General features: G+C 62.4%; 22 protein-coding genes. 15 read left to right on the top strand and 7 right to left on the bottom strand.

Annotated elements, in window-relative coordinates:
• A complete protein-coding gene (gene rplM / locus AC1RT2_RS16530) occupies positions 1–465 on the bottom strand; it encodes a 50S ribosomal protein L13 (protein ID WP_069059156.1) in 465 nt (154 codons plus the stop codon).
• 230 nt (positions 466–695) lie between these two features.
• Positions 696–1,127, bottom strand: a complete 432-nt coding sequence (locus AC1RT2_RS16525) for a PaaI family thioesterase (RefSeq protein ID WP_493103589.1) — start codon at positions 1,125–1,127, stop codon at positions 696–698.
• Positions 1,128–1,267: 140 nt separating this feature from the next.
• Between AC1RT2_RS16525 and AC1RT2_RS16520 the strand changes: the two genes are divergently transcribed.
• Both AC1RT2_RS16520 and AC1RT2_RS16515 read left to right on the top strand, forming a co-directional pair.
• Positions 1,268–2,089 carry an enoyl-CoA hydratase gene (locus AC1RT2_RS16520; RefSeq protein ID WP_493103586.1) on the top strand — a complete coding sequence of 274 codons (822 nt, stop codon included), beginning with the start codon at positions 1,268–1,270 and terminating at the stop codon, positions 2,087–2,089.
• Between the two features lie 32 nt (positions 2,090–2,121).
• Entirely contained in the window at positions 2,122–2,322 is a 201-nt protein-coding gene (locus tag AC1RT2_RS16515) for a methionyl-tRNA formyltransferase (RefSeq protein ID WP_493103585.1), read from the top strand.
• Positions 2,323–2,326: 4 nt separating this feature from the next.
• Here the strand turns inward: AC1RT2_RS16515 and AC1RT2_RS16510 are convergent, their stop codons facing one another.
• Positions 2,327–3,163 carry an EamA family transporter gene (locus tag AC1RT2_RS16510; RefSeq protein ID WP_493103584.1) on the bottom strand — a complete coding sequence of 279 codons (837 nt, stop codon included), beginning with the start codon at positions 3,161–3,163 and terminating at the stop codon, positions 2,327–2,329.
• Between the two features lie 248 nt (positions 3,164–3,411).
• Between AC1RT2_RS16510 and AC1RT2_RS16505 the strand changes: the two genes are divergently transcribed.
• The 4 genes from AC1RT2_RS16505 to AC1RT2_RS16490 all read left to right on the top strand — a co-directional run bounded on the left by AC1RT2_RS16505 (position 3,412) and on the right by AC1RT2_RS16490 (position 6,146).
• On the top strand, positions 3,412–3,849 hold the full coding sequence (locus AC1RT2_RS16505) for a CoA-binding protein (RefSeq protein ID WP_069059152.1): 438 nt from the start codon (positions 3,412–3,414) through the stop codon (positions 3,847–3,849).
• A gap of 65 nt (positions 3,850–3,914) precedes the next feature.
• Positions 3,915–4,343, top strand: coding sequence for a CoA-binding protein (locus AC1RT2_RS16500; protein ID WP_493103583.1), 429 nt, complete (start codon positions 3,915–3,917; stop codon positions 4,341–4,343).
• A gap of 115 nt (positions 4,344–4,458) precedes the next feature.
• Positions 4,459–5,742, top strand: coding sequence for an O-acetylhomoserine aminocarboxypropyltransferase (locus tag AC1RT2_RS16495; RefSeq protein WP_493103582.1), 1,284 nt, complete (start codon positions 4,459–4,461; stop codon positions 5,740–5,742).
• 59 nt (positions 5,743–5,801) lie between these two features.
• Complete coding sequence (locus AC1RT2_RS16490) at positions 5,802–6,146, top strand: cupin domain-containing protein (protein ID WP_261001534.1); 345 nt, start codon at positions 5,802–5,804, stop codon at positions 6,144–6,146.
• Here AC1RT2_RS16490 and AC1RT2_RS16485 read toward each other — a convergent pair.
• Positions 6,143–6,622 carry a MarR family winged helix-turn-helix transcriptional regulator gene (locus AC1RT2_RS16485; RefSeq protein ID WP_493103581.1) on the bottom strand — a complete coding sequence of 160 codons (480 nt, stop codon included), beginning with the start codon at positions 6,620–6,622 and terminating at the stop codon, positions 6,143–6,145. The two genes, AC1RT2_RS16490 and AC1RT2_RS16485, sit on opposite strands and share 4 nt — an antisense overlap.
• A gap of 109 nt (positions 6,623–6,731) precedes the next feature.
• Between AC1RT2_RS16485 and AC1RT2_RS16480 the strand changes: the two genes are divergently transcribed.
• Positions 6,732–7,532: an SDR family NAD(P)-dependent oxidoreductase gene (locus AC1RT2_RS16480; protein ID WP_493103580.1), complete on the top strand. Its 801-nt coding sequence runs from the start codon at positions 6,732–6,734 to the stop codon at positions 7,530–7,532.
• A 3-nt stretch (positions 7,533–7,535) separates the two neighbouring features.
• Here AC1RT2_RS16480 and AC1RT2_RS16475 read toward each other — a convergent pair whose 3' ends face one another.
• Together AC1RT2_RS16475 and ggt are read right to left on the bottom strand one after the other, a co-directional pair.
• Positions 7,536–8,786 (bottom strand): cytochrome P450, encoded by a 1,251-nt coding sequence (locus tag AC1RT2_RS16475; protein ID WP_493103578.1) that lies wholly within the window; start codon positions 8,784–8,786, stop codon positions 7,536–7,538.
• 64 nt (positions 8,787–8,850) lie between these two features.
• Positions 8,851–10,605 (bottom strand): gamma-glutamyltransferase, encoded by a 1,755-nt coding sequence (gene ggt / locus AC1RT2_RS16470; protein ID WP_493103576.1) that lies wholly within the window; start codon positions 10,603–10,605, stop codon positions 8,851–8,853.
• A gap of 275 nt (positions 10,606–10,880) precedes the next feature.
• Between ggt and AC1RT2_RS16465 the strand changes: the two genes are divergently transcribed.
• The 6 genes from AC1RT2_RS16465 (at position 10,881) to AC1RT2_RS16440 (ending at position 19,252) form a co-directional block, all read left to right on the top strand.
• Complete coding sequence (locus AC1RT2_RS16465; protein ID WP_069059146.1) at positions 10,881–11,513, top strand: ATP-dependent Clp protease proteolytic subunit; 633 nt, start codon at positions 10,881–10,883, stop codon at positions 11,511–11,513.
• Positions 11,514–11,553: 40 nt separating this feature from the next.
• Complete coding sequence (locus AC1RT2_RS16460) at positions 11,554–11,919, top strand: MmcQ/YjbR family DNA-binding protein (protein ID WP_493103573.1); 366 nt, start codon at positions 11,554–11,556, stop codon at positions 11,917–11,919.
• A gap of 266 nt (positions 11,920–12,185) precedes the next feature.
• Positions 12,186–13,463 carry an ATP-dependent Clp protease ATP-binding subunit ClpX gene (gene clpX, locus AC1RT2_RS16455; protein WP_069059145.1) on the top strand — a complete coding sequence of 426 codons (1,278 nt, stop codon included), beginning with the start codon at positions 12,186–12,188 and terminating at the stop codon, positions 13,461–13,463.
• 417 nt (positions 13,464–13,880) lie between these two features.
• Positions 13,881–16,304, top strand: a complete 2,424-nt coding sequence (lon, locus tag AC1RT2_RS16450) for an endopeptidase La (RefSeq protein ID WP_069059144.1) — start codon at positions 13,881–13,883, stop codon at positions 16,302–16,304.
• A 205-nt stretch (positions 16,305–16,509) separates the two neighbouring features.
• Positions 16,510–16,785 carry a DNA-binding protein HupB gene (gene hupB / locus AC1RT2_RS16445; protein ID WP_069059143.1) on the top strand — a complete coding sequence of 92 codons (276 nt, stop codon included), beginning with the start codon at positions 16,510–16,512 and terminating at the stop codon, positions 16,783–16,785.
• 271 nt (positions 16,786–17,056) lie between these two features.
• The gene (locus AC1RT2_RS16440) at positions 17,057–19,252 is read left to right on the top strand and encodes an esterase-like activity of phytase family protein (RefSeq protein WP_493103570.1); all 2,196 of its coding nucleotides are present in this window, start codon (positions 17,057–17,059) and stop codon (positions 19,250–19,252) included.
• A gap of 120 nt (positions 19,253–19,372) precedes the next feature.
• On the opposite strand, the gene AC1RT2_RS16435 is transcribed toward AC1RT2_RS16440, so the two are convergent.
• Positions 19,373–19,867, bottom strand: a complete 495-nt coding sequence (locus tag AC1RT2_RS16435; protein ID WP_069059141.1) for a MarR family winged helix-turn-helix transcriptional regulator — start codon at positions 19,865–19,867, stop codon at positions 19,373–19,375.
• 229 nt (positions 19,868–20,096) lie between these two features.
• Between AC1RT2_RS16435 and AC1RT2_RS16430 the strand changes: the two genes are divergently transcribed.
• Together AC1RT2_RS16430 and AC1RT2_RS16425 are read left to right on the top strand one after the other, a co-directional pair.
• Positions 20,097–21,365: a metallophosphoesterase family protein gene (locus tag AC1RT2_RS16430; RefSeq protein WP_493103568.1), complete on the top strand. Its 1,269-nt coding sequence runs from the start codon at positions 20,097–20,099 to the stop codon at positions 21,363–21,365.
• A gap of 5 nt (positions 21,366–21,370) precedes the next feature.
• A complete protein-coding gene (locus AC1RT2_RS16425) occupies positions 21,371–24,841 on the top strand; it encodes an AAA family ATPase (protein WP_493103566.1) in 3,471 nt (1,156 codons plus the stop codon).
• Positions 24,842–24,957: the final 116 nt, after the last annotated feature.

Below are 24,957 nucleotides of genomic sequence, written 5' to 3'. Positions count from 1 at the left end.
TCAGGCGCTCCTTGTGTTCTTGCTGTTCAGCTTGGCGACGTCGAGGGTGACGGGCTGCTGGGCTTCATGCGGGTGGTTGGAGCCGGCGTAGACACGCAGGTTCTTCATCTGGCGACGGCCAAGCGGGCCGCGCGGAACCATGCGCTCAACAGCCTTCTCGAGAACGCGCTCCGGGAAGCGGCCTTCGATGATCTGGCGAGCCGTGCGCTCCTTGATGCCGCCCGGGTAACCGGTGTGCCAGTAGTACGTCTTGTCGGAGTACTTCTTGCCGGTGAAGACGACCTTGTCAGCGTTGATAACGATGATGTTGTCACCGTCGTCGACGTGGGGCGTGAAGGTGGCCTTATGCTTGCCGCGCAGGCGGTTTGCGATGAGGGTAGCGAGGCGACCGACAACGAGGCCTTCGGCGTCGATGAGGATCCACTTCTTCTCTACCTCGGCGGGCTTCTGTACGAAGGTTCCCATGGGAGTAGCTCTTTCTTTAGAGTCCCGAAGCCTTGTGGGGCTTGGGCGTTTCTTGTTGCTTGGTTTGGCCCCTTGCGGATGCCAAAAATCGAACGCGGCCCCTGAGGACCGCGATCTGGAGCGGCTTATAAGCGAGAGCCGATAGGGCGTCAAGGGATGCGATTTGGCTGGCGCTAAAGATAAATAAGCAAAAACAATGCGTTACGAAAGAGGTATTTTAATACCACACATTATCGCGGCGGAATCGAATAGGTCGCGGTGGCATGGGCCACCAGATCGTCGCCATCTTCGTCGAAAATGGACGCCTCCACCACTGCCAGCCGTTTGCCAAGCTTGAGAATCCGGCAGGTGCAGGAGAGGGGGCCGGGTTTGGGTTTGCGCAGGAAGTTGATGTTGAGGTTGGTGGTGACGGCAAGCGCCACCGGCCCGATATGGGCGAGCACCACGCAATAGGCCGCCACGTCGGCAAGGGCGAATAGGGTGGGGCCGGAGATCGTGCCGCCGGGACGCAGGTGCCGCTCGTTTGGAACGAGCCGCATGACGACCATGCCGGGGCCGACCGTGTTGACGTCGAAGACCTTGCCGTCGGTATGAATTTGCGGAAAATCGGTTTCAAGGAAGCGGTTTAGCGCTTCCGCATCCATGACCGGCGTCAGTTTCATTGGCTCTCGTCTCCTGTCGTGGGTGTTACAGACCGATTTGCTGGCCGCGGCAAGCCCTCTCAAAGTCTATGCTGCCGCGCTTGAAACCATCTGCGGCCGGGCGTAGGACCAAGGAAAGAGAGCAGCGAAGGAGGCCGGTCATGGCGGATGTGGTATCGTTCAGGAAAGAGGAGCCGGCGGGGCTGTTGCGGGTCGAGCGTTACGAGCCGATCCTGCGGATCACACTCAACAATCCGCCCGCCAACGCCCTCTCCATCGCCGTCATGGAGGCGCTGGGGGAGGCGCTGGACGCCGTCGCCAATGACGAGGCCATTCGCATCGTCGTGCTGGCCTCGACGGGAAAAGTCTTTTCCGCCGGCCACGATCTCAAGGAAATGACCGCACGCCGTAGCGACGCAGATGGCGGCCGCGCCTTCTTCGAGAAGACCATGCGCATGGCGGCGGATATCATGCTGAAAATCGCCGCGCAGCCGCAGCCGGTGGTGGCGGAGATCGACGGCCTAGCGACGGCTGCGGGCTGCCAGCTCGTTGCAAGCTGCGATCTTGCCATCTGCACCGACACCTCGACCTTCTGTACGCCGGGCGTCAATATCGGCCTGTTCTGCTCGACGCCGATGGTTGCCGTCACCCGTGCCGCCCGTCCCAAGCAGGCGATGGAGATGCTGCTCACCGGCGAAACGATCGACGCCTCGACCGCCAAGGATTTCGGTCTCGTCAACCGCATCGTGCCGCAGCAATATCTCCGTCAGGTCGTCGACAAATACGCCGCCGTCATTGCTTCGAAGTCACCGCAAGCGCTTCGTATCGGCAAGGCCGCCTTCCGCACCCAGGCCGGCCTGCCGCCGGCGGAGGCCTACGACATCGCCGTCGCGACGATGGTGGACAACATGTTCGCCGACGACGCGCAGGAGGGCATTGGCGCCTTTCTCGGCAAGCGCATGCCGGAATGGGGGCAGACATAATGGCGAGGATTGCACGTTTCCAACGAGATCAAATGGACCGTCTTCAGCTTCACGATGAGGTTGAGGCCAAGCTGTTTGTCCAAGACTATGATGGGCGAAGATTGTTACAGATCTCGACCTATGGTCGACCGGACCGCCAAGAGGTGGGCAAGTTGAGCCAGACGATCCAGTTGGATGAAATGGCTGCGCGTCAGCTGTTTGATATCATGAAGACAGAATTCGGCTTCAAGTAACCGCTTACGCCAGCTTCAGCACCAGCACGCCCGCTGCAATCACCGCACCGGCAATGTAGCGCCAGATGCTGGCCTTCTCCTTGAGGATGAAGACCGAGATGAGGAGGGCGAAGAGGATGGCGGTTTCGCGCAGCGCGGCGACGGTCGCGACGGGCGCCTTGGTCATCGCCCAGAGCGCGAGGCCATAGGAAGCGATGGAGCCGGCGCCGCCGAACAGGCCGCGTGCCCAGTTGTGACGGACATGGTTCCAGACCGGGCGGCTACCGCGCCGAAGGATTGCCCAGCTGAAAAGCAGGATAGGGGGCAGCAGCGACATCCACAGCGTATAGGAGACAGCGTTGCCGGAGACGCGCGCGCCTGCGCCGTCCACGAAGGTATAGGTGGCGATGACGGCGGCGTTCGCCAGCGCATAGACGATGGCGCGCCGGCTGCCGTGGCGCGACTCGAAGGCCAGCGTCAAAACGCCGGCGGAGATGACCAGGACGCCAGCCATGGCGGTGGGCGTGAGATGTTCGCCAAGAATGAAGCCGCTCGTGGTGGCGACCAATAGCGGTGCAGCGCCGCGCATCAGCGGATAGACGAGGCCGATGTCGCCCGCCCGGTAGGCGGCCGCGACGAGCTGGAAATAGGCGAACTGCAGGACGGCCGACGTCAGGATGAACGGCCAGGCATCCGGATGGGGCAGCGGCACGAAGGCAAGGAACGCGAGGCCCACCATGCCGCCGCCGAGCGAGACCATCGCGGCATCGAGCGACTTGTCCGTGCCGGATTTGACGAGGGCATTCCAGGTCGCATGCAAGGCCGCGCCGAACAGCACGAGAAAAAGAACGTCTAGCGGCAATCTGGAACCTCGAGGAGGAAGGCACAGGCGGAAGAAGCGCCCTTCATCTGCCCAAAGGCCGGGATTTGCAATCGGGATTTCCAGCAAATCTTGTGATCTGGACGGCAAATTCCGTGATAACTGGCCCGAAACGGAACAGTTTCTCCCCGGGGCCGCGTATAAACACAGTCGTCTTCTTTAAGGTTCTGCGCTAGACTACAACTTGCAAGACAAGTGAGAGACGGTCGCGAACGCCGGAGGAGGCAGCGATGAACCACGATCACTATGCCGACAGCTATATCCGCCACATCCTGAAATCGGTTCACACGATCGCCGTACTCGGCGCATCGCCGAACGACGGGCGCCCGAGCCACGGCGTGATGGGCTTCCTGCTCGGCAAGGGCTACCGCGTCATTCCGGTCAATCCGGGCCATGCCGGCAAAACCATCCTCGGGCAGACCGTCTATGCCCATCTCGCCGATATTCCCGAACCGATCGATATGGTCGATGTCTTCCGGGCTGCAAACCAGCTGGGTGCGGTGGTCGACGAGGTTTTGGCCCTTCGCCCGCTGCCCTCCGTACTCTGGGGCCAGTTCACCGTGCGTGACGATGCGGCTGCCGCCCGCGCGGAAGCCGCCGGCCTGCAGGTCGTGATGGATCGCTGTCCGGTGACGGAGTATCCGGTGCTGATGCTCAAGGCGTCCTGACGGTCGTCAAACATTGACTTCACGTTGCGTTACCCCAATTCTCCACCGAGAAACGGGAAAGCACCATGAATCACGATTCCTATCCGGACTATTATATCGCCGACATCCTCCGTTCGACGAAGGTCATCGCGCTTGTCGGTGCATCGCCGAACCCGGAACGGCCCAGCCATCGCGTCATGGCTTTCCTGTTGCGCAAGGGCTACCGCGTCATTCCGGTCAATCCCGGCCAGGCCGGCAAGGAAATCCTTGGCCAGCCCGTCGTCGCCCGCCTTGCCGATATCGTCGAGCCGATCGATCTGGTCGACGTTTTTCGCGCGGCGGATGCGCTGCCGTCGGTTGTCGCAGAGGCGCTGGCACTCGACCCGCTGCCAAAGGCGATATGGGGGCAGCTCTCCGTGCGTCACGATGCGGCTGCCGCAACAGCGGAGGCGGCGGGCGTCAAGGTGGTGATGGATCGTTGCCCGGCCATCGAATATCCGCGCCTCGTCGCGTGAGGTTTTCCGGCGCGCAAGACGGATTGTCGCTGCTGCCCATTTCCAGAAAATCTTTCTTTGACCGGCTCTTATCGCTCTGAAATAGTGCGCCGACTTTAGCCAGGGAGGCCATTTCATGACGAAGAACAAACCCGGATTTTCCACGCTCGCCGTCCACGCCGGCGCACAGCCGGACCCGACGACCGGCGCGCGCGCGACGCCGATCTACCAGACCACCAGCTTCGTTTTCAACGACACGGACCACGCCGCCTCGCTGTTCGGCCTGCAGGCTTTCGGCAATATCTACACGCGCATCATGAACCCCACGCAGGCCGTGCTGGAAGAGCGCGTCGCGGCGCTGGAAGGCGGCACGGCAGCACTCGCCGTCGCCTCCGGCCATGCCGCGCAGCTCCTGGTCTTCCACACGATCATGCGTCCGGGCGACAATTTCATTTCGGCCCGCCAGCTCTATGGCGGCTCGATCAACCAGTTCGGCAATGCCTTCAAGAGTTTCGACTGGCAGGTGCGCTGGGCCGATACCAGTGACCTTTCCTCCTTCGAAAGCCAGATCGACGACCGGACCAAGGCGATCTTCATCGAGAGCCTGGCCAATCCCGGCGGCACCTTCGTCGACATCGCAGGCATCGCCGAAGTGGCGCACCGCCACGGCCTGCCGCTCATCGTCGACAACACGATGGCGACGCCCTATCTCGTTCGTCCGCTGGAGCATGGTGCCGATATCGTCGTGCATTCGCTGACCAAGTTCATGGGCGGCCATGGCAACTCCATGGGCGGTGTCATCGTCGATGGCGGCACGTTCGATTGGACGGCTTCCGGCAAGTACCCCGCGCTGTCGGAGCCGCGGCCGGAATATGGCGGCGTGGTGCTGCATGCGACCTTCGGCAACTTCGCCTTCGCCATCGCTTGCCGCGTCCTTGGCCTGCGTGACTTCGGTCCCGCCATTTCGCCCTTCAATGCCTTCCAGATTCTGACCGGTATCGAGACGCTGCCGCTCAGGATGCAGCGCCATTGCGACAACGCATTCGCCGTCGCCAAGTGGTTGAAGGCGCATGACAAGATCTCCTGGGTCACCTATGCCGGCCTCGACGACGATCCGAACCACGCCCAGCAGCAGCGCTATTCGCCGAAGGGCGCGGGTGCCGTCTTCACCTTCGGCCTGAAGGGTGGCTACGAATCGGGCAAGCGCTTCGTCGAAGGGCTGGAAATGCTTTCGCACCTGGCCAATATCGGCGACACCCGCTCGCTGGTCATCCACCCGGCCTCCACGACCCATCGCCAGCTCACCGAGGAGCAGCAGGTGGCCGCCGGTGCCGCTCCGGATGTCGTGCGGCTGTCGATCGGCATCGAAGACGTCGCCGACATCATCGCCGATATCGAACAGGCGCTGGCCAAGGCCTGATCCCTTTCCGGGCGGCCTTCATCGGTCGCCCGTTCTTCCTTCATTGAACGGACAAAAACATGAGCAAGGCGCAACCCTTCGACATTGCCGGCATCGAACCCGAAGTGGGCAAGCCGGCCGCGGACCGGCTGATTTCCGGCGATCCGGTCTTCACCAGCTGGAACATCGAGGAGGCCGAGGGCGGCATCTATTCCGGCATCTGGCAGTCGACGCCCGGTAAATGGCGCATTCAATATGACGAGTGGGAGTATTTCCACATCCTCGAAGGCCATTCGATCGTCACCTCGGACGAAGGCGAGGTCTTTGTTCTCAAGGCCGGTGACCGTCTGATCCTGAGACCCGGCTTCAAGGGAAGCTGGGAAGTCGTTGAAACGACTCGCAAGGATTACGTCATCCGTCTTTAAGTTTCGGCTTTCGGTTTCGTCGCCCGGAAGGCTTTTGCAAAGTCGGGCGACGACACGAACCCGAGCAGGCTGCGCATTTCGGCCGACCGTTCGGCGCCGAAAACCGCGTCGAACCGCTCCTGCGCCTCGCGCCAGAGCCCCAGCGCTTCTTCCTGTCTCCCGGCACCGAGCGCCGTCAGCCTTGCGCGCCGGACACGGCCATCGGTTTCGTCGGGGATGAGTTCGACCAGCCCGTCGCGGGTCAGTGGCTTCAGCGTGTGGCCAAGCGCGGACAGGTCCATCACGAGCGCTTCCGCCAAAGGTTTCAACGGCGTGCCATTCCTGCCGGAACGCGCGATCTGCGACAGCAGGGAAAACTGCGTGCCCTTGAGGCCGCTCGGTTCGATTACATCATCATAGAGTTGGCCAAGCTGCCGCGCGGCGCGGCGGATCGCGCTGTTCGTGCAGTGCTGCCAGACGCCGTCGGTTTCGCTCATCTCTCACCTCGCTTCTTTCTCGATAAAAATCGTGCGTGCCACTTGCAAGCTGAAATGGGCCTCACCCATATAATGGTATATGCCACTAAATTCAAACCGGAGACCTGACATGACCCGCATTGCAAACCTTGGAACCGCCGTTGTTACTGGCGCATCGGCCGGAATCGGCGCCACCTATGCCGACCGGCTCGCCCGCCGCGGCTATGATCTCGTGCTCGTAGCGCGCGATGAAACGCGGCTTTTGGCGCTTGCCGAGAAACTGACGGAACAATACGGCGTTGCAGTTGATGTGCAGCGCGCCGACCTTTCGGCGTCCGCCGATGTCCGCACCGTCGAAAAGCGCATCCGCGATGATGCGGCAATCACGCTTCTCATCAACAATGCCGGTATCGGGCCAAAGGGTGCGCTGCTGGCCGACGACATCGACTATCTCGACACGATGATCGCCCTCAATGTAACCGCCGCCAACCGCCTCGCGGTGGCCGCCGCGCAAACCTTCGTCGCGCGCAAAAAGGGCACGATCGTCAACATCGCCTCAGGCGTCGCCATCATCCCGGAACTGTTCAACGGCGCCTATAGCGGCACGAAAGCCTTCGTGCTCGCCTTCACCCAATCACTTGCCCGCGAACTGGATGGCACGGGCGTGCGTCTCCAGGCTGTGCTGCCGGGCCTGACGCGCACCGAAATCTTCGACCGGGCAGGGGGCTCGATCGATAACCTCGATCCGAGCCGCGTCATGGATGTCGCCGATCTCGTCGATGCTGCTTTGGCGGGGCTGGATCAGGGTGAACTCGTCACCATTCCGTCGCTGCCGGAAAAGGCCGATTGGGAAAAGCTGGAAGCCACGCGTCTTTCGCTCGGCCCCAACATTTCCCACAACAAGCCGGCCGCGCGTTACGCGACGGCCTGAGCATCACCAGGTCAGGTCCAGCGTCTCGAGCCCGTGGAAATGGTAGACATCCTTGACCACGGGCTTTTTCGCGATCTTGAGCCCTGGCAGGCGCTGGAAGAGGATCGGCAGCGCGATGTTCAGCTCCAGCCGGGCAAGCGGCGCACCGATGCAGAAATGGATGCCGGCACCGAAGGAGAGGTTGGCGCCCTCGTTGCGATCCGGCTTGAAGGTGAGCGAATCGGAAAACTTCTTCGGATCGAGATTGGCGGCGGCGAGGATCATCGCCACCTTGTCGCCGCGCCGGAACTGGATGCCGTCGAGTTCGACGTCCTCCAGCGCGAAACGATCGAAGATGTGCACCGGGGCGGAAATGCGCAGGCATTCCTCCACCGTGCGTTCCGTTGCCTTCTCGTCGGCAAAGAGCAAAGCCGGGTCGGCATTGTTTTCGAGGATGGTGCGCACGGCATTGCCGATCTGGTGCACCGTCGCCTCGTGACCGGCATTGAGCAGCACGATGGTGGTGGAGATCAGCTCGTCCTCGGTCAAAAGCTGGCCGCGGTGCTCGGTGTGCACCATGTGCGAGAGCAGGTCGTCGCGTGGCTCTGCCCGGCGCTCGGCGATCACGCTGCGCACATAGTCGGAAAATTCCTGCGCCGCCTTGTCGGCGTTACGTTCGTCCTCCGGCGTGCGGCCGAACATGTACATGCGCACATAGGCATGCGACCATTTCAGCAGCTGCGGCCCCATCTCGTCCGGAATCCCGATCATGCGGGCAATCATCGTCACCGGCAGGATATCGGCGAAGGCGGATAGCAGTTCGACCTTGCCGTCCTTCTCGAAACGGTCGATCGCCTGGTGGCAGAGGTCGGTGATTTCGGGCGTCAGCCGGTCGATTATGCGCGAGACGAAGGCGCGGTTGACGAGCGTGCGCAGCCGCGTGTGTTCCGGCGGTTCAAGCTCCAGCAGCGACCAGGCTTCCGCCGCATCGAAATGCGCAAGATGGGCCTGCGGCTCGGGCATGCCGAGTTCTTCGCGCGTCGCCACATGCAGGATCTGCCGGCCAAAACGGCGGTCGCGCAGCAGGCCGTTCACATGGTCGTAGCCAGAGAAATACCACATCTTCTGCTCTTCCCACCAGAAGGTGGGACAGCGCGCATGCAGCGCCGCATAGACCGGGTTCGGATCGCGGTAGAAATCAGGATTGCGGCCGTCGAGGGAGACGCGGCGGCTCGCGGGATCGATGGAGAGGAAGGGAAAATCTGTCGTCGTCATGGAGATGACCTAGCGGATTTCGTCGCGCCGTGAAAGCGCGACGATCTCGTGGTCAACAGCCGCATCATTTTCCGATGGCGATACCTTCACGGCGCGGATCGGCGGCCCCCTTGAGGCCATCTGCGGAAAGTTCGATGGCGTGCAAGCCGGAATTCATCTCGCCTACCTTCACCTCGTAGCCGAGTGCCTTCAACGGTTCGGCGAGTTTTTCGGCGTCGGTGCCGGCTTCGAGGTCGTAGGGGCCGAAACGGTTGATGAGGTGCGGCATGGCGACAATCTCTCCGACATCCATGCCCCAGTCGATATGGGCGATCAGTGCCTGCGCGACATAGCCGATGATCTGGCTGCCACCGGGCGAGCCGATGGCCAAAAGCGGTTTGCCGTCCTTCAGCACGATCGTCGGCGACATGGAGGAGCGCGGGCGTTTTCCCGGCTCGACACGGTTGGCAACGGGCACGCCGTCGTCATGGGTCTTGAAGGAGAAGTCGGTGAGTTCGTTGTTGAGCAGGAAACCACCGGTCATCAGCCGTGAGCCAAAACCGTTTTCGATGGTCGTGGTCATCGAGACGACGTTGCCTTGCCTGTCGACGATGACGAAGTGGCTGGTGGAGGGCAGTTCGATGGCCGCGTCGCGGCCGAAATTGAAGGCGTGGTCCCATTCCGGTTTGCCTGATGTCACCGCATCGTCGCCAAGCGCCTTGTCGCCATCGAGCAGTTTGGCCCGTTCGCCGAGATAGGTTTTGTCGATGAGCCCCTTGACCGGGATGGGCACGAAATCCGTGTCGGCGAGGTAGCGTTCGCGGTCGGCGAAGGCCAGGCGCTGGGCATCGCCGATCAGCCGCCAGCTTTCCGGATTGTCCCTGCCGAGCGCCTTCAGGTCGAAATTCTCCAGCATGCCGAGCATCTGGCCGATGGCGACCGCACCGGAGGAGGGCGGTCCCATGCCGCAGATGTCGAGTGCGCGATAGTCGATGCAGACGGGGCGCCGTTCCTCGACGCGGTAATTGGCGAGGTCGGCGAGCGAGAGCACGCCGGCATTCTTGCCGGACATGCGCACCGTATCGACGATCGCATCGGCAATCGGGCCGGTGTAGAACGCCGAAGCCCCGCCTTGCGCAATTGCAGAGAGCGTTTCGGCATAGGCGGAGTTCTTGAGGATGGTGCCGGCCTTCAATGGCGCGCCGTCGGCGCCGAAGAAATAGGAGGTCGTCGTTTCGAAGGTCTTCAGCTTGTCGCCTTCCGCGGCGATCAGTTTGGCAAGGCGCGGCGAGACGGCAAAGCCATCGCGGGCAAGCCCCTCTGCCGATGCGAAGAGACTTTTCCACGCCTTGCGGCCCCAGCGGTTGTGCGCCTCCTGCATCAGCATGACGGTGCCGGGCGTGCCGACCGAACGCCCGCCGACGACGGCATCGAAGAATTTGAGGGGCTGGCCCATCTCATCCAGGAAGAGTTTCGGTGTCGCCTCCATCGGCGCGGTCTCGCGGCCATCGAGTGTCGTGATGCGCTTGGCGCCGGCATCGTAATAGAGAAGGAAGGCCCCGCCGCCGAGGCCGGAGGACTGCGGCTCGACGAGGCCGAGCACGGTCTGGACGGCAATCATGGCGTCGATCGCGCTGCCGCCTTCGGCAAGGACCTTTTCGCCGGCCTCCGCCGCCAGCGGATGGGCGGCCGCCACCATATGCTCCTTCGCCGTCACGACTTTGGCGGCGGCGAGGCCGGTTGCGCGCTCGGGTGCAACGCTATCCGAGGCCTGCTGGGCTGAAGCGCCCGTCGCGGTCAGGAAAACAAGCCCGAGGGCTGCAAGAGTTCGTAGTGTCATGGTTGCCTCCGATAGGTGGAGAATATAGTGCGGGCATTCGAAAACGGCAGATGCGGGGCAGCGCGGGATTCACGCTTTCTTTACCTTGCCGGCAGCGCGGTTGTGGAAATCATGGCTCCACGTCGCACCGATTAACCGCATTCTGGCATAGAGCGCCGCAAAACGCGCGTCCGTCTTGAAGTCCGCTACCCTGACACTCTATGTAGGGAAGATGAAACTTGCTGATTCCCAACGCTTGGCGAAGGGGTTCAGGGCCACACCGATGAAGGATTGATATGAGAAATCCCGTAGATACCGCCATGGCTCTGGTGCCGATGGTCGTCGAGCAGACCAACCGCGGCGAGCGTTCCTACGACATTTATTCGCGTCTCCTCAAGGAACGTATCATCTTCCTGACGGGTCCCGTCGAAGATCACATCGCGACACTCGTCTGCGCACAGCTGCTTTTCCTCGAGGCCGAAAACCCGAAGAAGGAAATCGCGCTCTACATCAACTCGCCGGGCGGCGTCGTCACGTCGGGCATGGCGATCTATGACACGATGCAGTTCATCAAGCCGGCCGTGTCGACGCTCTGCATCGGTCAGGCCGCATCGATGGGCTCGCTGCTGCTCGCCGCCGGCCACAAGGACATGCGCTTTGCCACGCCGAACGCCCGCATCATGGTGCACCAGCCGTCCGGCGGGTTCTCCGGTCAGGCGTCCGACATCGAGCGCCATGCCCGCGACATCATCAAGATGAAGCGCAAGCTGAACGAGATTTACGTCAAGCATTGCGGCCGCACCTATGAGGAAGTCGAGCAGACGCTGGATCGCGACCATTTCATGAGCGCTGACGAGGCGAAGGACTGGGGTCTGGTGGACCGCGTCATCACGAGCCGCGAGGCGATCGAGGGCGCGGAAGGGGCGTAAGCATCGCGGTTCGATGCAACGCTCCACGCGGCGGGATGCCATGACGCTCGACGAATACAACGCCTTCTGCGCTTCGCTCCCTGCCACGTCACATGTCGTGCAATGGGGCGGGGCGCATGTCTGGAAGGTCGGCGACAAGGTTTTTGCCGTCGCCGGATGGAGCGAAAAGGAGTTGCTGGGGGTCACCTTCAAGGTATCGGAGCTTGCCTTCGATATCCTGCGCGAGCAGCCGGGGTGCCGTCCGGCACCCTATCTCGCTACTCGCGGAATGAAGTGGATTCAGCGGCAAACGGGCGAATCAGTGGACGACGCGGCCTTGTGTGACTATCTAAGAGAAAGTCACGGTTTGGTTGCGGCCAAGTTGACGCGCAAGGCGCGCGCTGATCTTGGCTTAAAGCGCGAATGAACGCAATCGTGTGATTTGTAATGATCGCGGGGCTTTATCAGCGCCATAAAGCCGGTAATATTGGCCGTTAATGCTATGTTGATTTGTGACAGTCTAGCATTCGGTGTTTAAGCGGGGAATGCGTTGCGACCGGTTTCACGGGCTTGGTCCCGGTCCGGTCAGTGCCCCTGGAGCCTTTGAAGAGCGCGCAAGCGCTATCTGTAAGGGCGGTTTGAGTGGTCCGGCCATCTTCCGGGAGATGAGCGGCGTGCTGGAAGGAAAGTGATATGAGCAAGGTCAGCGGCAGCAACGGCGGCGACTCCAAGAATACCCTGTATTGCTCTTTCTGCGGAAAGAGCCAGCACGAAGTCCGGAAACTCATCGCCGGACCGACCGTATTCATCTGCGATGAATGCGTCGAATTGTGCATGGACATCATCCGCGAAGAGAACAAGACCTCGATGGTCAAGTCCCGTGACGGCGTTCCCACGCCCCAGGACATCATCAAGGTCCTCGACGAATATGTCATCGGCCAGCAGCAGGCGAAGCGCATCCTGTCGGTCGCGGTGCACAACCACTACAAGCGCCTGGCGCATTCCGCCAAGGGCTCGGACGTGGAACTGGCGAAGTCGAACATCATGCTGGTCGGCCCGACCGGCTGCGGCAAGACCTATCTTGCGCAGACGCTCGCCCGCATCATCGACGTGCCCTTCACCATGGCAGACGCCACGACGCTGACCGAAGCCGGTTACGTCGGCGAGGACGTCGAAAACATCATCCTGAAGCTTCTGCAGTCGGCCGACTACAATGTCGAGCGTGCGCAGCGCGGCATCGTCTATATCGACGAAGTCGACAAGATCTCGCGCAAGTCCGACAATCCGTCCATCACCCGTGACGTTTCGGGCGAGGGTGTGCAGCAGGCGCTGCTGAAGATCATGGAAGGCACGGTCGCTTCCGTACCGCCGCAGGGCGGCCGCAAGCACCCGCAGCAGGAATTCCTGCAGGTCGACACGACGAACATCCTGTTCATCTGCGGCGGCGCGTTTGCCGGCCTCGACAAGATCATCTCGGCGCGCGGCGAAAAGACCTCGATCGGCTTCGGCGCACAGGTTCGTTCGCCGGAAGATCGCCGCGTCGGCGAAGTGCTGCGCGAACTCGAGCCGGAAGATCTGGTGAAGTTCGGCCTCATCCCGGAATTCATCGGCCGTCTGCCGGTTCTGGCGACGCTGGAAGACCTCGACGAGGATGCACTGATCCAGATCCTGTCCGAGCCGAAGAACGCGTTGATCAAGCAGTACCAGCGCCTGTTCGAGATGGAAGACGTGGAACTGACCTTCCACGAGGACGCGTTGCGCGAGATCGCCAAGCGCGCCATCATCCGCAAGACCGGTGCGCGCGGCCTGCGCTCGATCATGGAGAAGATCCTGCTCGACACGATGTTCGAGCTTCCGACGCTCGAAGGCGTGCGCGAAGTCGTCATCTCGGACGAAGTGGTCAAGGGCTCTGCCCGCCCGCTGTACATCTACTCGGAGCGCTCCGACGAGAAGGCCAACGTCTCGGCCTGATCGTGTCGCCTCTGTCGCTTCAGGAAGGACCCGCCCCGGCGGGTCTTTTCGTTTGTGGTCAACTCGCGACATTTCGTGACTGGCCGCTGGCGGGTGAAGGAGGCATGATGCCGGACCTGCCGTGTATGTAAGACGTTGCGAAACGATGCGTTGCGGGCGAAGATGGAAGACTTCGATTCTGTTTTGCGTATGCTCCGGCGACAGGCCGGGGGAAGGCCGCAAGTTCCGCAACAGCGCGGAAGACTACACTTCCTTCCGTTGGTTCGTCTGGCCCGACACGGGGTGGGGCACTCCGTTGCCGGGCTTGAAAAAGTGTTAACCGCACGCCACTTGTGGATGGAAAAGATCGCCGGCCCGTTATGCTTTTAGCGCCGACAGGACCGGTTCCCGGAAACGGGACGTTTGAAAGGAAATGACATGACGAAAAAGACGTCTGCGCCGCACGATTCCACGGCCTTCCCGGTCCTGCCCCTGCGCGACATCGTGGTGTTCCCGCACATGATCGTTCCGCTGTTCGTCGGCCGCGAGAAGTCGATCCGCGCGCTCGAGGAAGTCATGGGCACCGACAAGCAGATCATGCTTGCGACCCAGATCAACGCTTCCGACGACGACCCGGAAACCGACGCCATCTACCGCATCGGCACCGTCGCCAACGTTCTCCAGCTCCTGAAGCTGCCCGATGGTACCGTCAAGGTGCTGGTCGAAGGCCGCGCGCGTGCCGAGATCGACGGCTACACCGAACGCGAAGAGTTCTACGAAGCGCTGGCCCATGTGCTGGCCGAGCCTGAAGAGGACCCGGTCGAGATCGAGGCGCTGTCGCGCTCCGTCGTCTCCGAGTTCGAGAACTATGTGAAGCTCAACAAGAAGATTTCGCCGGAAGTCGTCGGTGCCGCGAGCCAGATCGAGGATTACTCGAAGCTCGCCGACACGGTCGCCTCGCACCTCTCCATCAAGATCGTCGAGAAGCAGGAAATGCTCGAGACGACGAGCGTCAAGCTACGGCTTGAAAAGGCGCTCGGCTTCATGGAAGGCGAAATCTCGGTTCTGCAGGTCGAAAAGCGCATCCGCTCGCGCGTCAAGCGCCAGATGGAGAAGACCCAGCGCGAGTACTACCTGAACGAACAGATGAAGGCGATCCAGAAGGAACTCGGCGACGGCGAAGACGGTCGCGACGAGATGGCCGAACTGGAAGAGAAGATCGTCAAGGCCAAGCTCTCCAAGGAGGCCCGCGAAAAGGCGGATGCCGAGATGAAGAAGCTGCGCCAGATGAGCCCGATGTCGGCGGAAGCCACCGTCGTGCGCAACTATCTCGACTGGCTGACCGGCATTCCGTGGGGCAAGAAGTCGAAGATCAAGACCGACCTCAACGCCGCGGAAAAGATCCTCGACGAGGATCATTTCGGCCTCGACAAGGTCAAGGAGCGCATCGTCGAATATCTCGCCGTGCAGGCCCGCTCGACCAAGATCAAGGGGCCGATCCTGTGCCTCGTCGGTCCCCCGGGCGTCGGCAAGACCTCGCTCGCCAAGTCGATCGCCAAGGCGACCGGCCGCGAATATATCCGCATGGCGCTTGGCGGCGTGCGTGACGAGGCCGAGATCCGCGGTCACCGCCGCACCTATATCGGCTCGATGCCCGGCAAGGTCATCCAGTCGATGAAGAAGGCGAAGAAGTCCAACCCGCTCTTCCTGCTCGACGAGATCGACAAGATGGGCATGGATTTCCGTGGCGACCCGTCGTCTGCTTTGCTCGAGGTGCTCGATCCGGAACAGAACTCGACCTTCATGGATCACTACCTGGAAGTCGAATACGACTTGTCCAACGTCATGTTCGTGACGACGGCAAACACGCTGAACATTCCGGCACCCCTGATGGACCGCATGGAAGTGATCCGCATTGCCGGCTACACGGAAGAGGAAAAACTGGAAATCGCCAAGCGGCACCTGCTGCCCAAGGCGATCCGCGACCACGCGCTGCAGCCGAAGGAATTTTCGGTCACCGACGGCGCGCTAATGGCGGTCGTCCAGCAGTACACCCGCGAGGCGGGCGTGCGTAACCTCGAGCGTGAACTGATGAAGCTCGCCCGCAAGGCGGTGACCGAGATCATCAAGGGCAAGTCGAAGAATGTTGAAGTCACGGCGGAGAACATCCACGACTTCCTCGGCGTCCCGCGCTATCGCCACGGCGAAGCCGAGGGCGAGGATCAGGTCGGTGTCGTCACCGGTCTTGCCTGGACGGAAGTCGGCGGCGTGCTGCTGACCATCGAAGGCGTCAGCCTGCCGGGTGGCAAGGGCCGCATGACGGTGACCGGCAACCTGAAGGACGTGATGAAGGAATCGATTTCGGCGGCGGCCTCCTACGTCCGCTCGCGCGCCGTCGATTTCGGCATCGAGCCGCCGCGCTTCGACAAGACTGACATCCACGTCCACCTTCCCGAAGGTGCGACGCCGAAGGACGGCCCATCGGCTGGTATCGCCATGGCAACCGCCATCGTCTCCATCATGACCGGCATTCCGGTCTCGAAGGATGTGGCGATGACCGGTGAAGTGACGCTGCGCGGCCGGGTCCTTCCGATCGGCGGCCTGAAGGAAAAGCTGCTTGCAGCGCTTCGCGGTGGCATCAAGAAGGTGCTGATCCCGGAAGAGAACGCCAAGGATCTGGCGGACATTCCGGACAACGTGAAGAACAGCATGGAGATCGTCCCGGTCTCGCGCATGGGCGAGGTCATCAAGCATGCGCTCGTGCGTCGGCCCGAGCCGATCGAATGGGACGGAACCGCCGAAGCGGCCAAGGTTCCGGCGGTCGAATCGACCGAAGATGCCAACGGCGCGATCGCGCATTGAGCCTTAATGCCGGCTAAGCAATCCGGCGTTTTGGAGTGAAACTGGAAAAGACCGGCCTTCGTGCCGGTCTTTTTCGTTGAAAAACGTGTGTAAACCCCGGATTCTCAGGGGATTGCGACGAAATTTTCTTGCGAGGCGAAGGCCGATGCGTATTCTGCCCCCGACTTGTATGAGTCGTTTCAAACCGTAAGAAAGGGGTGGAAACATGAACAAGAATGAACTCGTATCCTCGGTCGCTGAGAAGTCGGGCCTGTCGAAGACGGACGCAGCATCTGCTGTAGACGCCATTTTCGAGACGATCCAGGGCGAACTCAAGAGCGGCGGCGACGTTCGTCTCGTCGGTTTCGGCAATTTCTCCGTGTCGCGCCGTGAAGCTTCGAAGGGCCGCAACCTTTCGACCGGCGCCGAGATCGAGATCCCGGCCCGCAACGTGCCGAAGTTCTCGGCCGGCAAGGGTCTGAAGGACGCCGTTAACAGCTGATCCGCTGCTGCTGCATCCGTCCTTTGGCCGGTTCGGCTTGAGGGCGCATTCGGCTTTCAAAGGCCTGCAGGGTCCTTGCGTGTCATGCGCGACGCTGTGGGGGAGGGCGGTTACCCACTCCGCCGCCAATCCTGAATTTCAGGGTCGGGGTCCGGTTCATCCGGGCCCCCTTTTATTTGCGGGGAATGGTCCGCGGCTGTAGTCGAATTGTCATCGGCCTGTAACACGAAAGCCTCAGAACCGCCGGGTTCCTTTTGACCCGGAGGCTTTCATGAAAACCCGTTCGCTCACTGCTGCCCTGGCAGCGGTCCTCGCCGCATCGGTGGCCCCTGCCGCCAGCGCCGAGCCTGTATTCAATCGCATTGCATCCTTTGCCGTTGCCGACAACCTGCCGGAAGGCAAGGACAAGGCAACACCGACCTCCTCCGAAATCATTGCTGCGTCCGAGGATGGCAACACGCTCGTCTATTCCGACAGCCCGAACAAGGCGATCGGCTTCATCGACATTACCGATGCGAAGGCGCCGAAGGCCGGCGGCACCGTCGCCTTCGAAGGCGAGCCTACCTCGGTAACGATTGCCGGCGGCAAGGCGCTCGTCGCGATCAACACTCGCGAAAGCTTCGTCAAGCCGTCCGGCGTCCTTGCCCAGGTCGATGTGGCCTCGAAGGCCATCGACACGACCTGCGACCTTGGCGGCCAGCCGGACTCGATTGCCCTCAACAAGGACAAGACGATCGCCGCGATCGCCATCGAAAACGAGCGCGACGAAGAGGTCAATGATGGCGCCATTCCGCAGATGCCGGCCGGCGATCTGGTGATCCTGTCGCTTAAGGACGGCATCGTCGATTGCGGTTCGATCAAGCACGTCACGCTGACCGGCCTTGCCGACGTCGCCGGTGACGACCCGGAGCCCGAATTCGTCGCCTTCAACGGCCTGGACGAGATCGCGCTGACGCTGCAGGAAAACAACTACATCGTCATCATCGACGGCAAGACGGGTGACGTGAAAAGCCACTTCTCGGCTGGCACCGTCAACCTCGAAGGCATCGACACCAAGAAGGACGGTGCGCTGAAGTTCACCGGCGAGATGAAGGATGTCGCCCGCGAGCCCGACGCCGTGAAGTGGCTGGACGACAACCGTTTCGTCGTTGCCAACGAAGGCGACTGGGAGGGCGGTGCGCGCGGCTTCACGATCTTCGACAAGACCGGCAAGGTCGTTTACGAGAACGGCGCCGGCTTCGAGCGCGAGATCGCCAAGATCGGTCACTACCCGGACAAGCGCAACAAGAAGGGCGTCGAACCGGAAGGCCTGGAAGCCGCCAAGTTCGGTGACGACAACCTGTTCTTCGTGCTCGCCGAGCGTGCTTCCATCGTCGGCGTCTACAAGGACACCGGTGCCGAGCCTGAGCTTCTTCAGCTTCTGCCGTCGGGTGTCGGTCCGGAAGGCGCCGTCGCCATTCCGAGCCGCAACCTCTTCGTGACCGCCAACGAAACCGACCTCGTCGAAGACGGCGGTGCCCGTTCGCACGTCATGATTTATGAGCGCGCGGAAGGCGAAGCCGCCTATCCGCAGATCGTCTCCACTGAGAAGGAAGGCGAGCTGATCGGTTTTGGCGCGCTTTCGGGCCTCGCTCCGGTCAAGGACAAGCCGGGCATGCTCTATGCCGTCAACGATTCCTTCTACGCTTCGCAGCCGACGGTCTTCACGATCGACGCAACCGCCAAGCCTGCGAAGATCGTCGATGCCCTGCGCATTACGCGCAATGGCGCTGCCGCGCAGAAGCTCGACAGCGAAGGCCTGACGCCGGATGGCGAGGGCGGCTTCTGGCTCGTCAATGAAGGCGATGCCGACAAGCTGTACAGCCACGCCATCATCCACGTGAACAAGAAGGGCGAGATCGAGAAGGAAATCGCCATTCCCGCCGAGCTGCGTGCCGGCGAGAAGCGCTTTGGCTTCGAAGGCATCACCAGCGTTGGCGAAGGCGATGACCAGGTTCTCTGGATGGCCATGCAGCGCGAATGGGGTGATGACGAGAAGGGCTTCGTGAAGCTCGTTTCCTACAAGCCGTCGTCGGAAGAGTGGGGCGCCGTGCGCTATCCGCTCGAAAAGACCGAAGCCGGCTGGGTCGGCCTTTCCGAAATCACGGCTAGCGGTGACTACGCCTACATCATCGAGCGTGACAACCTGATCGGCCAGGCTGCCAAGCTGAAGAAGCTCTACCGCGTGGCGCTTGCCGACCTGAAGCCGGCCAAGCTTGGCGGTGACCTGCCGGTCGTCAAGAAGGAAGAGGTCCGCGACCTCATTCCCGACCTGAAGGGTGCCACCAACGGCTTCGTCGTCGACAAGGTCGAAGGCTTCACCATCGATGCTGCCGGAAACGGCTTCGTCGTGACGGACAATGACGGCGTCGACGACTCGTCCGGTGAGACGCTGTTCTTCGGCATCGGCCCGATGAACGCGATGTAATAAACACCGGAGTGCGGCGTCTCATCCTCCTGGGGGAGACGCTGCATCTGGCACATTGCCAAACTGAAAAGGCCGGAATCTCGCGATCCCGGCCTTTTGTCATTCATGGTGTCGGCGGGCTTAGCCGACGGCTTGCAAAGGGCGAACGGGCGCCGCGTCGGCGCCACCTTCGGTCTTGTCTCTTTCCCGCTGCAGCGCGTCTGTCTTCTCGCTGAGACAGCCGATAATGCCCTTGAGCTGCTGCTTCTGTTCCTCGGTGAGGACGTTGAAGATCGCCTCGATCATTTTGTGCTGCGGCTGCTGAGCGGCGGAGATCACCGTCCGGCCGGTATCCGTAATCGAAACGATCTTGGCTCGACGGTCTTTCGGATCCGGCTCGCGCTTGACCAACTTGTCACGTTCGAGACCATCGATCGCTTCCGTCACCGTGCGGGGGGCGAAACCAAGCGCGCAGGCAATATCCGTCGACCGCTGCGGGCCCTGACATTCCAGAAGAAGCAGGAACTTGCTGCGCGCGAGCGATACGCCTTCGTCCATCATGCACTCATTCACCAGGCGGCTGACCTGATGGTAGAGTTTGAACATGCCCTGGGAGATTTCTATCGTGCTACTCATGAGGGGAAATATAGGTATTATGAGGGACCATGTCAAATGATTGTGAAGGTTTTCAGATAATTTGATCATAGATATTGAACGATGCGTGTAAATGCGAACGGTCAGGGAACGGGCTTTTTTCCTGTTTCTTCTCCGGCCTTTTCAGGAGGGATCGATTTCTTTCTTGCATAACCCGGCGGACGTTACTGCAAGCATTGACCGGCAGGAGGGCTGAGGTGATTGTCCGGCCATGCCTTTCCGCTTCATCCATACCGCAGACCTCCACCTCGATTCGCCGCTCACATCGCTCGCTTTGCGCAACGCCGAACTCGGCGATCTCGTGCGCGGCGCGACGCGCAAGGCGCTGGAGCGCATCGTTGATCTCGCCATTTCGGAGGAGGTCGACGCCGTCATCATCGCCGGCGACCTCTATGACGGCTCGCAGACCTCGATGGCGACGGCGCTCTTCCTGATGGGCCAGATGCGCCGGCTGGAGGCGGCCGGCATTCGCGTCTTCCTCATCCGCGGCAACCACGATGCGCAGTCGCAGATCACCCGCGAACTGACCTTTCCGTCGAACGTGCACGTCTTCGACGGTCGCGGCAAACCGGTGAAAGCCGGCGCGCTCGACAGCGGCCGGGAGATTCACATCCACGGCGTCAGCTTCGCCCAGCCACATGCGCCCACCTCGCTGCTGCCGACCTATCGCGGGCCGGTGGCGGATGCCGTCAACATCGGCCTCATGCACACCAGCCTTGCGGGCGCGAGCAGCCACGATCCCTATGCGCCCACGAGCATCGCCGACCTCTCCGCCCACGGGTTCGACTACTGGGCGCTCGGCCATATCCACCAGCGCCGCGTGCACCTGGAAAAGCCGTGGATCGTCATGCCCGGCAATCCGCAGGGCCGTGACATCAATGAGGGCGGACCGAAAGGCGTGACGCTCGCGACCATCGCGGAAGATGGCACGATCATCTGCGAGGAGCATGGGGTTGCGGTTGCCGTGTTCGAGCGGCTGACGCTTGATCTTGCCGGTATCGACGACTGGCGCGGCATGCTCGACCGTGCCGAGACCGTTCTGGTGCGGGCGAGGGAGGCCGCCGCCGGCGCGCATCTGGTGGCACGCCTACTCCTGACCGGCGCCACGCCGCTCGCCTGGCGCCTGCGCCGTGATGAGGATCTGTTGCTGGGCGAATTGCAGAACCTCGCCGCCTCGCTTGGCGAATGCTGGATCGAGGCGGTGGAGCTTGCCGTTTCCCTGCCGCTGGCGACGAGCAATGCCGATGCGGGGCCGGTCACCGAGCTTTCGCGCCTGATGCATGAGGATGTGGTGCAGAGCCATGCGTTTCGCGAGGAACTGCGCGAGACCGTGACCGACCTTCTGCGCCAGTTGCCTAAGGAGGCGCGCAGCCTGCTGGCAGCGGATGAAATGGCGGAGGAAGCGTTGCTCTCTGAACTCGCCCTTCAGGGCTCCGATACCGTGCTCGCCCGCCTTGGCGGCGACAGCGAGAGGACGTAGACGCCATGCGTCTCGATCGCCTCGACCTCGTCCGCTATGGAAAATTCACCGATCGCAGCCTCGATTTCGGCACGGTGCGGCCGGGCAAGCCGGATTTCCACCTCGTGCACGGCCCCAACGAGGCCGGCAAGTCGACGCTGTTCTCCGCCTATCTCGACCTGCTCTTTGGTATCGAAAAATCGAGCGCCTACGGCTTTTTGCACCCCTATTCGCTGATGCGCGTCGGCGGCCGGCTTTCCATCGGCGGTGAGCACCACGACGCCTATCGCCTCAAACGCAACCAGGCTTCGCTCGTTTCCGTCGATGACCGGCCACTGCCGGAGACGCTTTTCGCTTCCGTGCTCGGCGGCATGGACCGCAACGCCTATCGCACCATGTTCTCGCTGGATGACGAAAGCATCGAAAAGGGCGGCGAGGACATCCTGAAGAGCGAGGGTGAACTCGGCTCGATGCTGTTTTCCGCCAGCTCCGGCCTTTCGGACATGGCTACGGGGCTTGCCGCGCTGAAATTGGAAGCGGACGAATTCTATCGTCCATCGGGCCGCAAACACGGCCTCTCGACACTGAAGGCCGAGATCGAGGCGCTGGCAGCGGAGCGCAAGGCCTTGGACGTTGCCGCCCGCGACTACGGCATTCTGGTGCGCGAACGCGACGCCGCCGCCCATCGGCATGAGGAGGTGACCGCCGCCCGTTCCGGCATGCGCGCTGCCCTCGCGCAGGTGGAGCGCAGCCTCTCCGCACTGCCCTATCTCCGGCGCTTGCGCGCCCTGCGGGCGGAACTCGGGGCCTTCGATCTGGGCGATTCCCCGCCAGCGGCCTGGCGGTCTCTCACTGGCGAACTGGCGCGCGAGGAGGCCGAAATCGCGGCGCGGGCCGCGCGCGTCGAAGCCGAGCATGAACGCCATGTCGGGGAGCGCGCGGCGCTTTCCGAAGACGATGCCGTCCTCGCGGCCGAGGCGGACATTGCGGCTCTTGCCGGCTCCGCTCTCGAAGCCCGCTTCCGGACTGCGGCGATGGACCTGTCCTCCCGCGAGGCGGAGCGCGACCGCGTCGTCGCAACGATTGGCGCGGGCATCGCCGCGCTCGGCCTTTCGCCCGATGCCGATCCCGCGGGAACCCTGCTGCCACCGGGTCTCGGTGAAAAGCTCGCGGCCCTCCTGTCACGGCGAACGGCGCTTGTCGAACGCTCCGAAGCAGCCCTTCGGGAGCGTGCCGAAGCGGAAAAGGCACTGGCTGCCACCGGCAGCAAGGCCGGCGCAGTTTCGGAGGAGGATGCGGGCAGGGAACAGGAGCTTGTGTCCACCCTCGGCGCGGTCGTGCGCGCCGCCCGTTCCGGCGATCTCCTGGCACGCCTGCGAGAAGCCCGTCGTCTCGTCGCCCTTGCCCGGCAGGAGGCGTTCGGTGCGATGGCGCGTCTTGCGCCCTGGACCGGCACGGCAGTGGCGCTGGAAGGCCTGGCCGTCCCGGCGGCGGCGGAACTGGAAACCCTGCGCAAGCGATACGACGCGGCAACCGAGGCCTTGCATCGGCAGCAGGAACAGGTCACGGCGCTTGAGCTTGATGTCACGTCCAGCAAAACCATGCTGACGGCTCTTCAACAGGAGACCGGTGTGGTTGGGCAGGATGCCGCTGGACAACTGCGCTCGGAACGCGAGTCGAAATGGCAGTCGCATCTGGCACAGCTTGATAGTGGGACGGCGGAGATTTTCGAGGAGAGCATGCGTCGGGATGACCATGCCAGAGATGTCCTCCTTCGCAATGCCGATCGCCTTTCGGAGATGCGTATCCTTGAACGCAGCCTGGTAGAGGCCATCGCGCGCGTTCATGCACTGGGTGCCGACGTCGCGCGGCTGGAGCAGGTCAGGGCGGAAATCGATGCAGAGGTGTCATCGCTCGCCAGTTCCATGGGGTTGCCTGAAGAAACGTCACTTGCGGAGATGAGCGGCTGGCTTGAGCGGCGCTCGATGACGCGGGAGAAGCTCGGCGGCGTTGCGCAGCAGAGGATCGAAGCCGATCTGGTCGAGGCGGAGGCTGGCACCTTATATGCCCGGCTCCATGCGCTCCTTGGCAGCCAGTCCGACGGGGATGCAACGCTCGACGAAACATTGTTCGTCGCCGAGGATCGTCTGGAGGCCATGAAAGCGGCGCGTACGCAGCGGCTTGCCGCTGTCGAGCATCTGGCACGCGCGCAGGCGGATGTGGACATGCGCCGGAAGGCGGCAGAGGAGGCTGCCTTGGCGCTCGCAGCGTGGCAGGAGGGCTGGGACAGCGCGATTGCCGGCAGCTGGCTTGCAACCGAGAACGCGCCCGCCGAGCCGGAGCGCCTCGCATCGCTTCTTCCGACCTTGCAAACGCTTGCCCAGAATGTCGAGCGGCGGCGTGACTTCGACCATCGCATCGCCGGAATGCGCCGTGACCAACAGGAATACGGCAGCCATACACGTCGTCTTGCCGAACGGCTTTCCGAGCCGTTCCATGCGGACGACCCGCTGTCTACCGTCGCCGCCCTTGCCCTGCGGCTCGCCGCCGCCAAGATCGTGCGCGAACGGCGGGAGGCGATCGATAAGACATTGGTGCGGCTTGACGAGGAGGAGAGGGGGCTGGACGAGCGCCGCGCCGTCCTGACGTCACGGCTTGCGGAAATCTTCACCTTCCTCGGTTGCGACAGCCTCGCGGAAGCCGATCTCCTGCTTGAAGCCTATCGCAAGCGCGATGATGTTCGCGGGCGCATCGAGGATGCGGTGCGCGATCTGGAGCAGCAGATGCGCACCGAAACGGTCGAGGAGGCCGAGGCGCTGCTTTCGGCGGTTGACGACGACCAGCTGGCGGCGGAGAGGGCGGATCTCTCGACGCAGCTCGAAGGCCTCGATCAGGCGGTCGAGGAGCAGCATCTGGCGCGGGCGCGGGCACAGGAGGCCCTGTCGCGGGTCGCCGGCAGCGATGAGGCGGCGGTGCTGGAGGAGCGGCGGCGCACGGCGCTGATTGAGCTTGCGGAAAAGTCGCGACGGTATCTGGCGACACGCGCCGGCATCCTGGCCGCGGAGCAGGCGTTGCGGCTCTACCGCGAGCGCCATCGCAGCGCCATGATGGAGCGGGCCTCAAAAACGTTCCGCGACATTACCGGCGGTGAATATGCCGGGCTTTCGACGATGCTGGAAAAGGACGGCGAGTACCTCGTCGTCAATGCCGCCTCCGGTGGCTCGAAGCTCGCCAAGGACCTTTCCAAGGGCACGCGCTTCCAGCTCTATCTGGCGCTGCGCGTCGCCGGCTATCATGAGATTGCTGCCAGCCGCGAGATCGCGCCCTTCATTGCCGACGACATCATGGAGACTTTCGACGATCGCCGCGCGCTGAATGCGCTGCGCGTGATGGGTGAGATGGCGAAGGGCGGGCAGGTGATCTACCTGACGCACCACCAGCACCTGCGCGATCTGGCGCTGGAAGCTTGCCCGGACGTCACGCTGCATGAATTGTAAGGGCTGAAACGTTTGGTTCCCTAGGCAGGCATTGCCGCCCGGAACTTGACTCGCCGGGCGGTAAGTGGTTCTTGGCGCACCATCTGCACCGCCGCGAAGACTGCTTCGCGTGGCGC

The organism is Shinella sp. GW821-FHT11G07 (assembly GCF_058808115.1).
The sequence above is the reverse complement of the archived record's forward strand: the minus strand, read 5'-3'. Positions and strand labels throughout refer to the sequence as shown.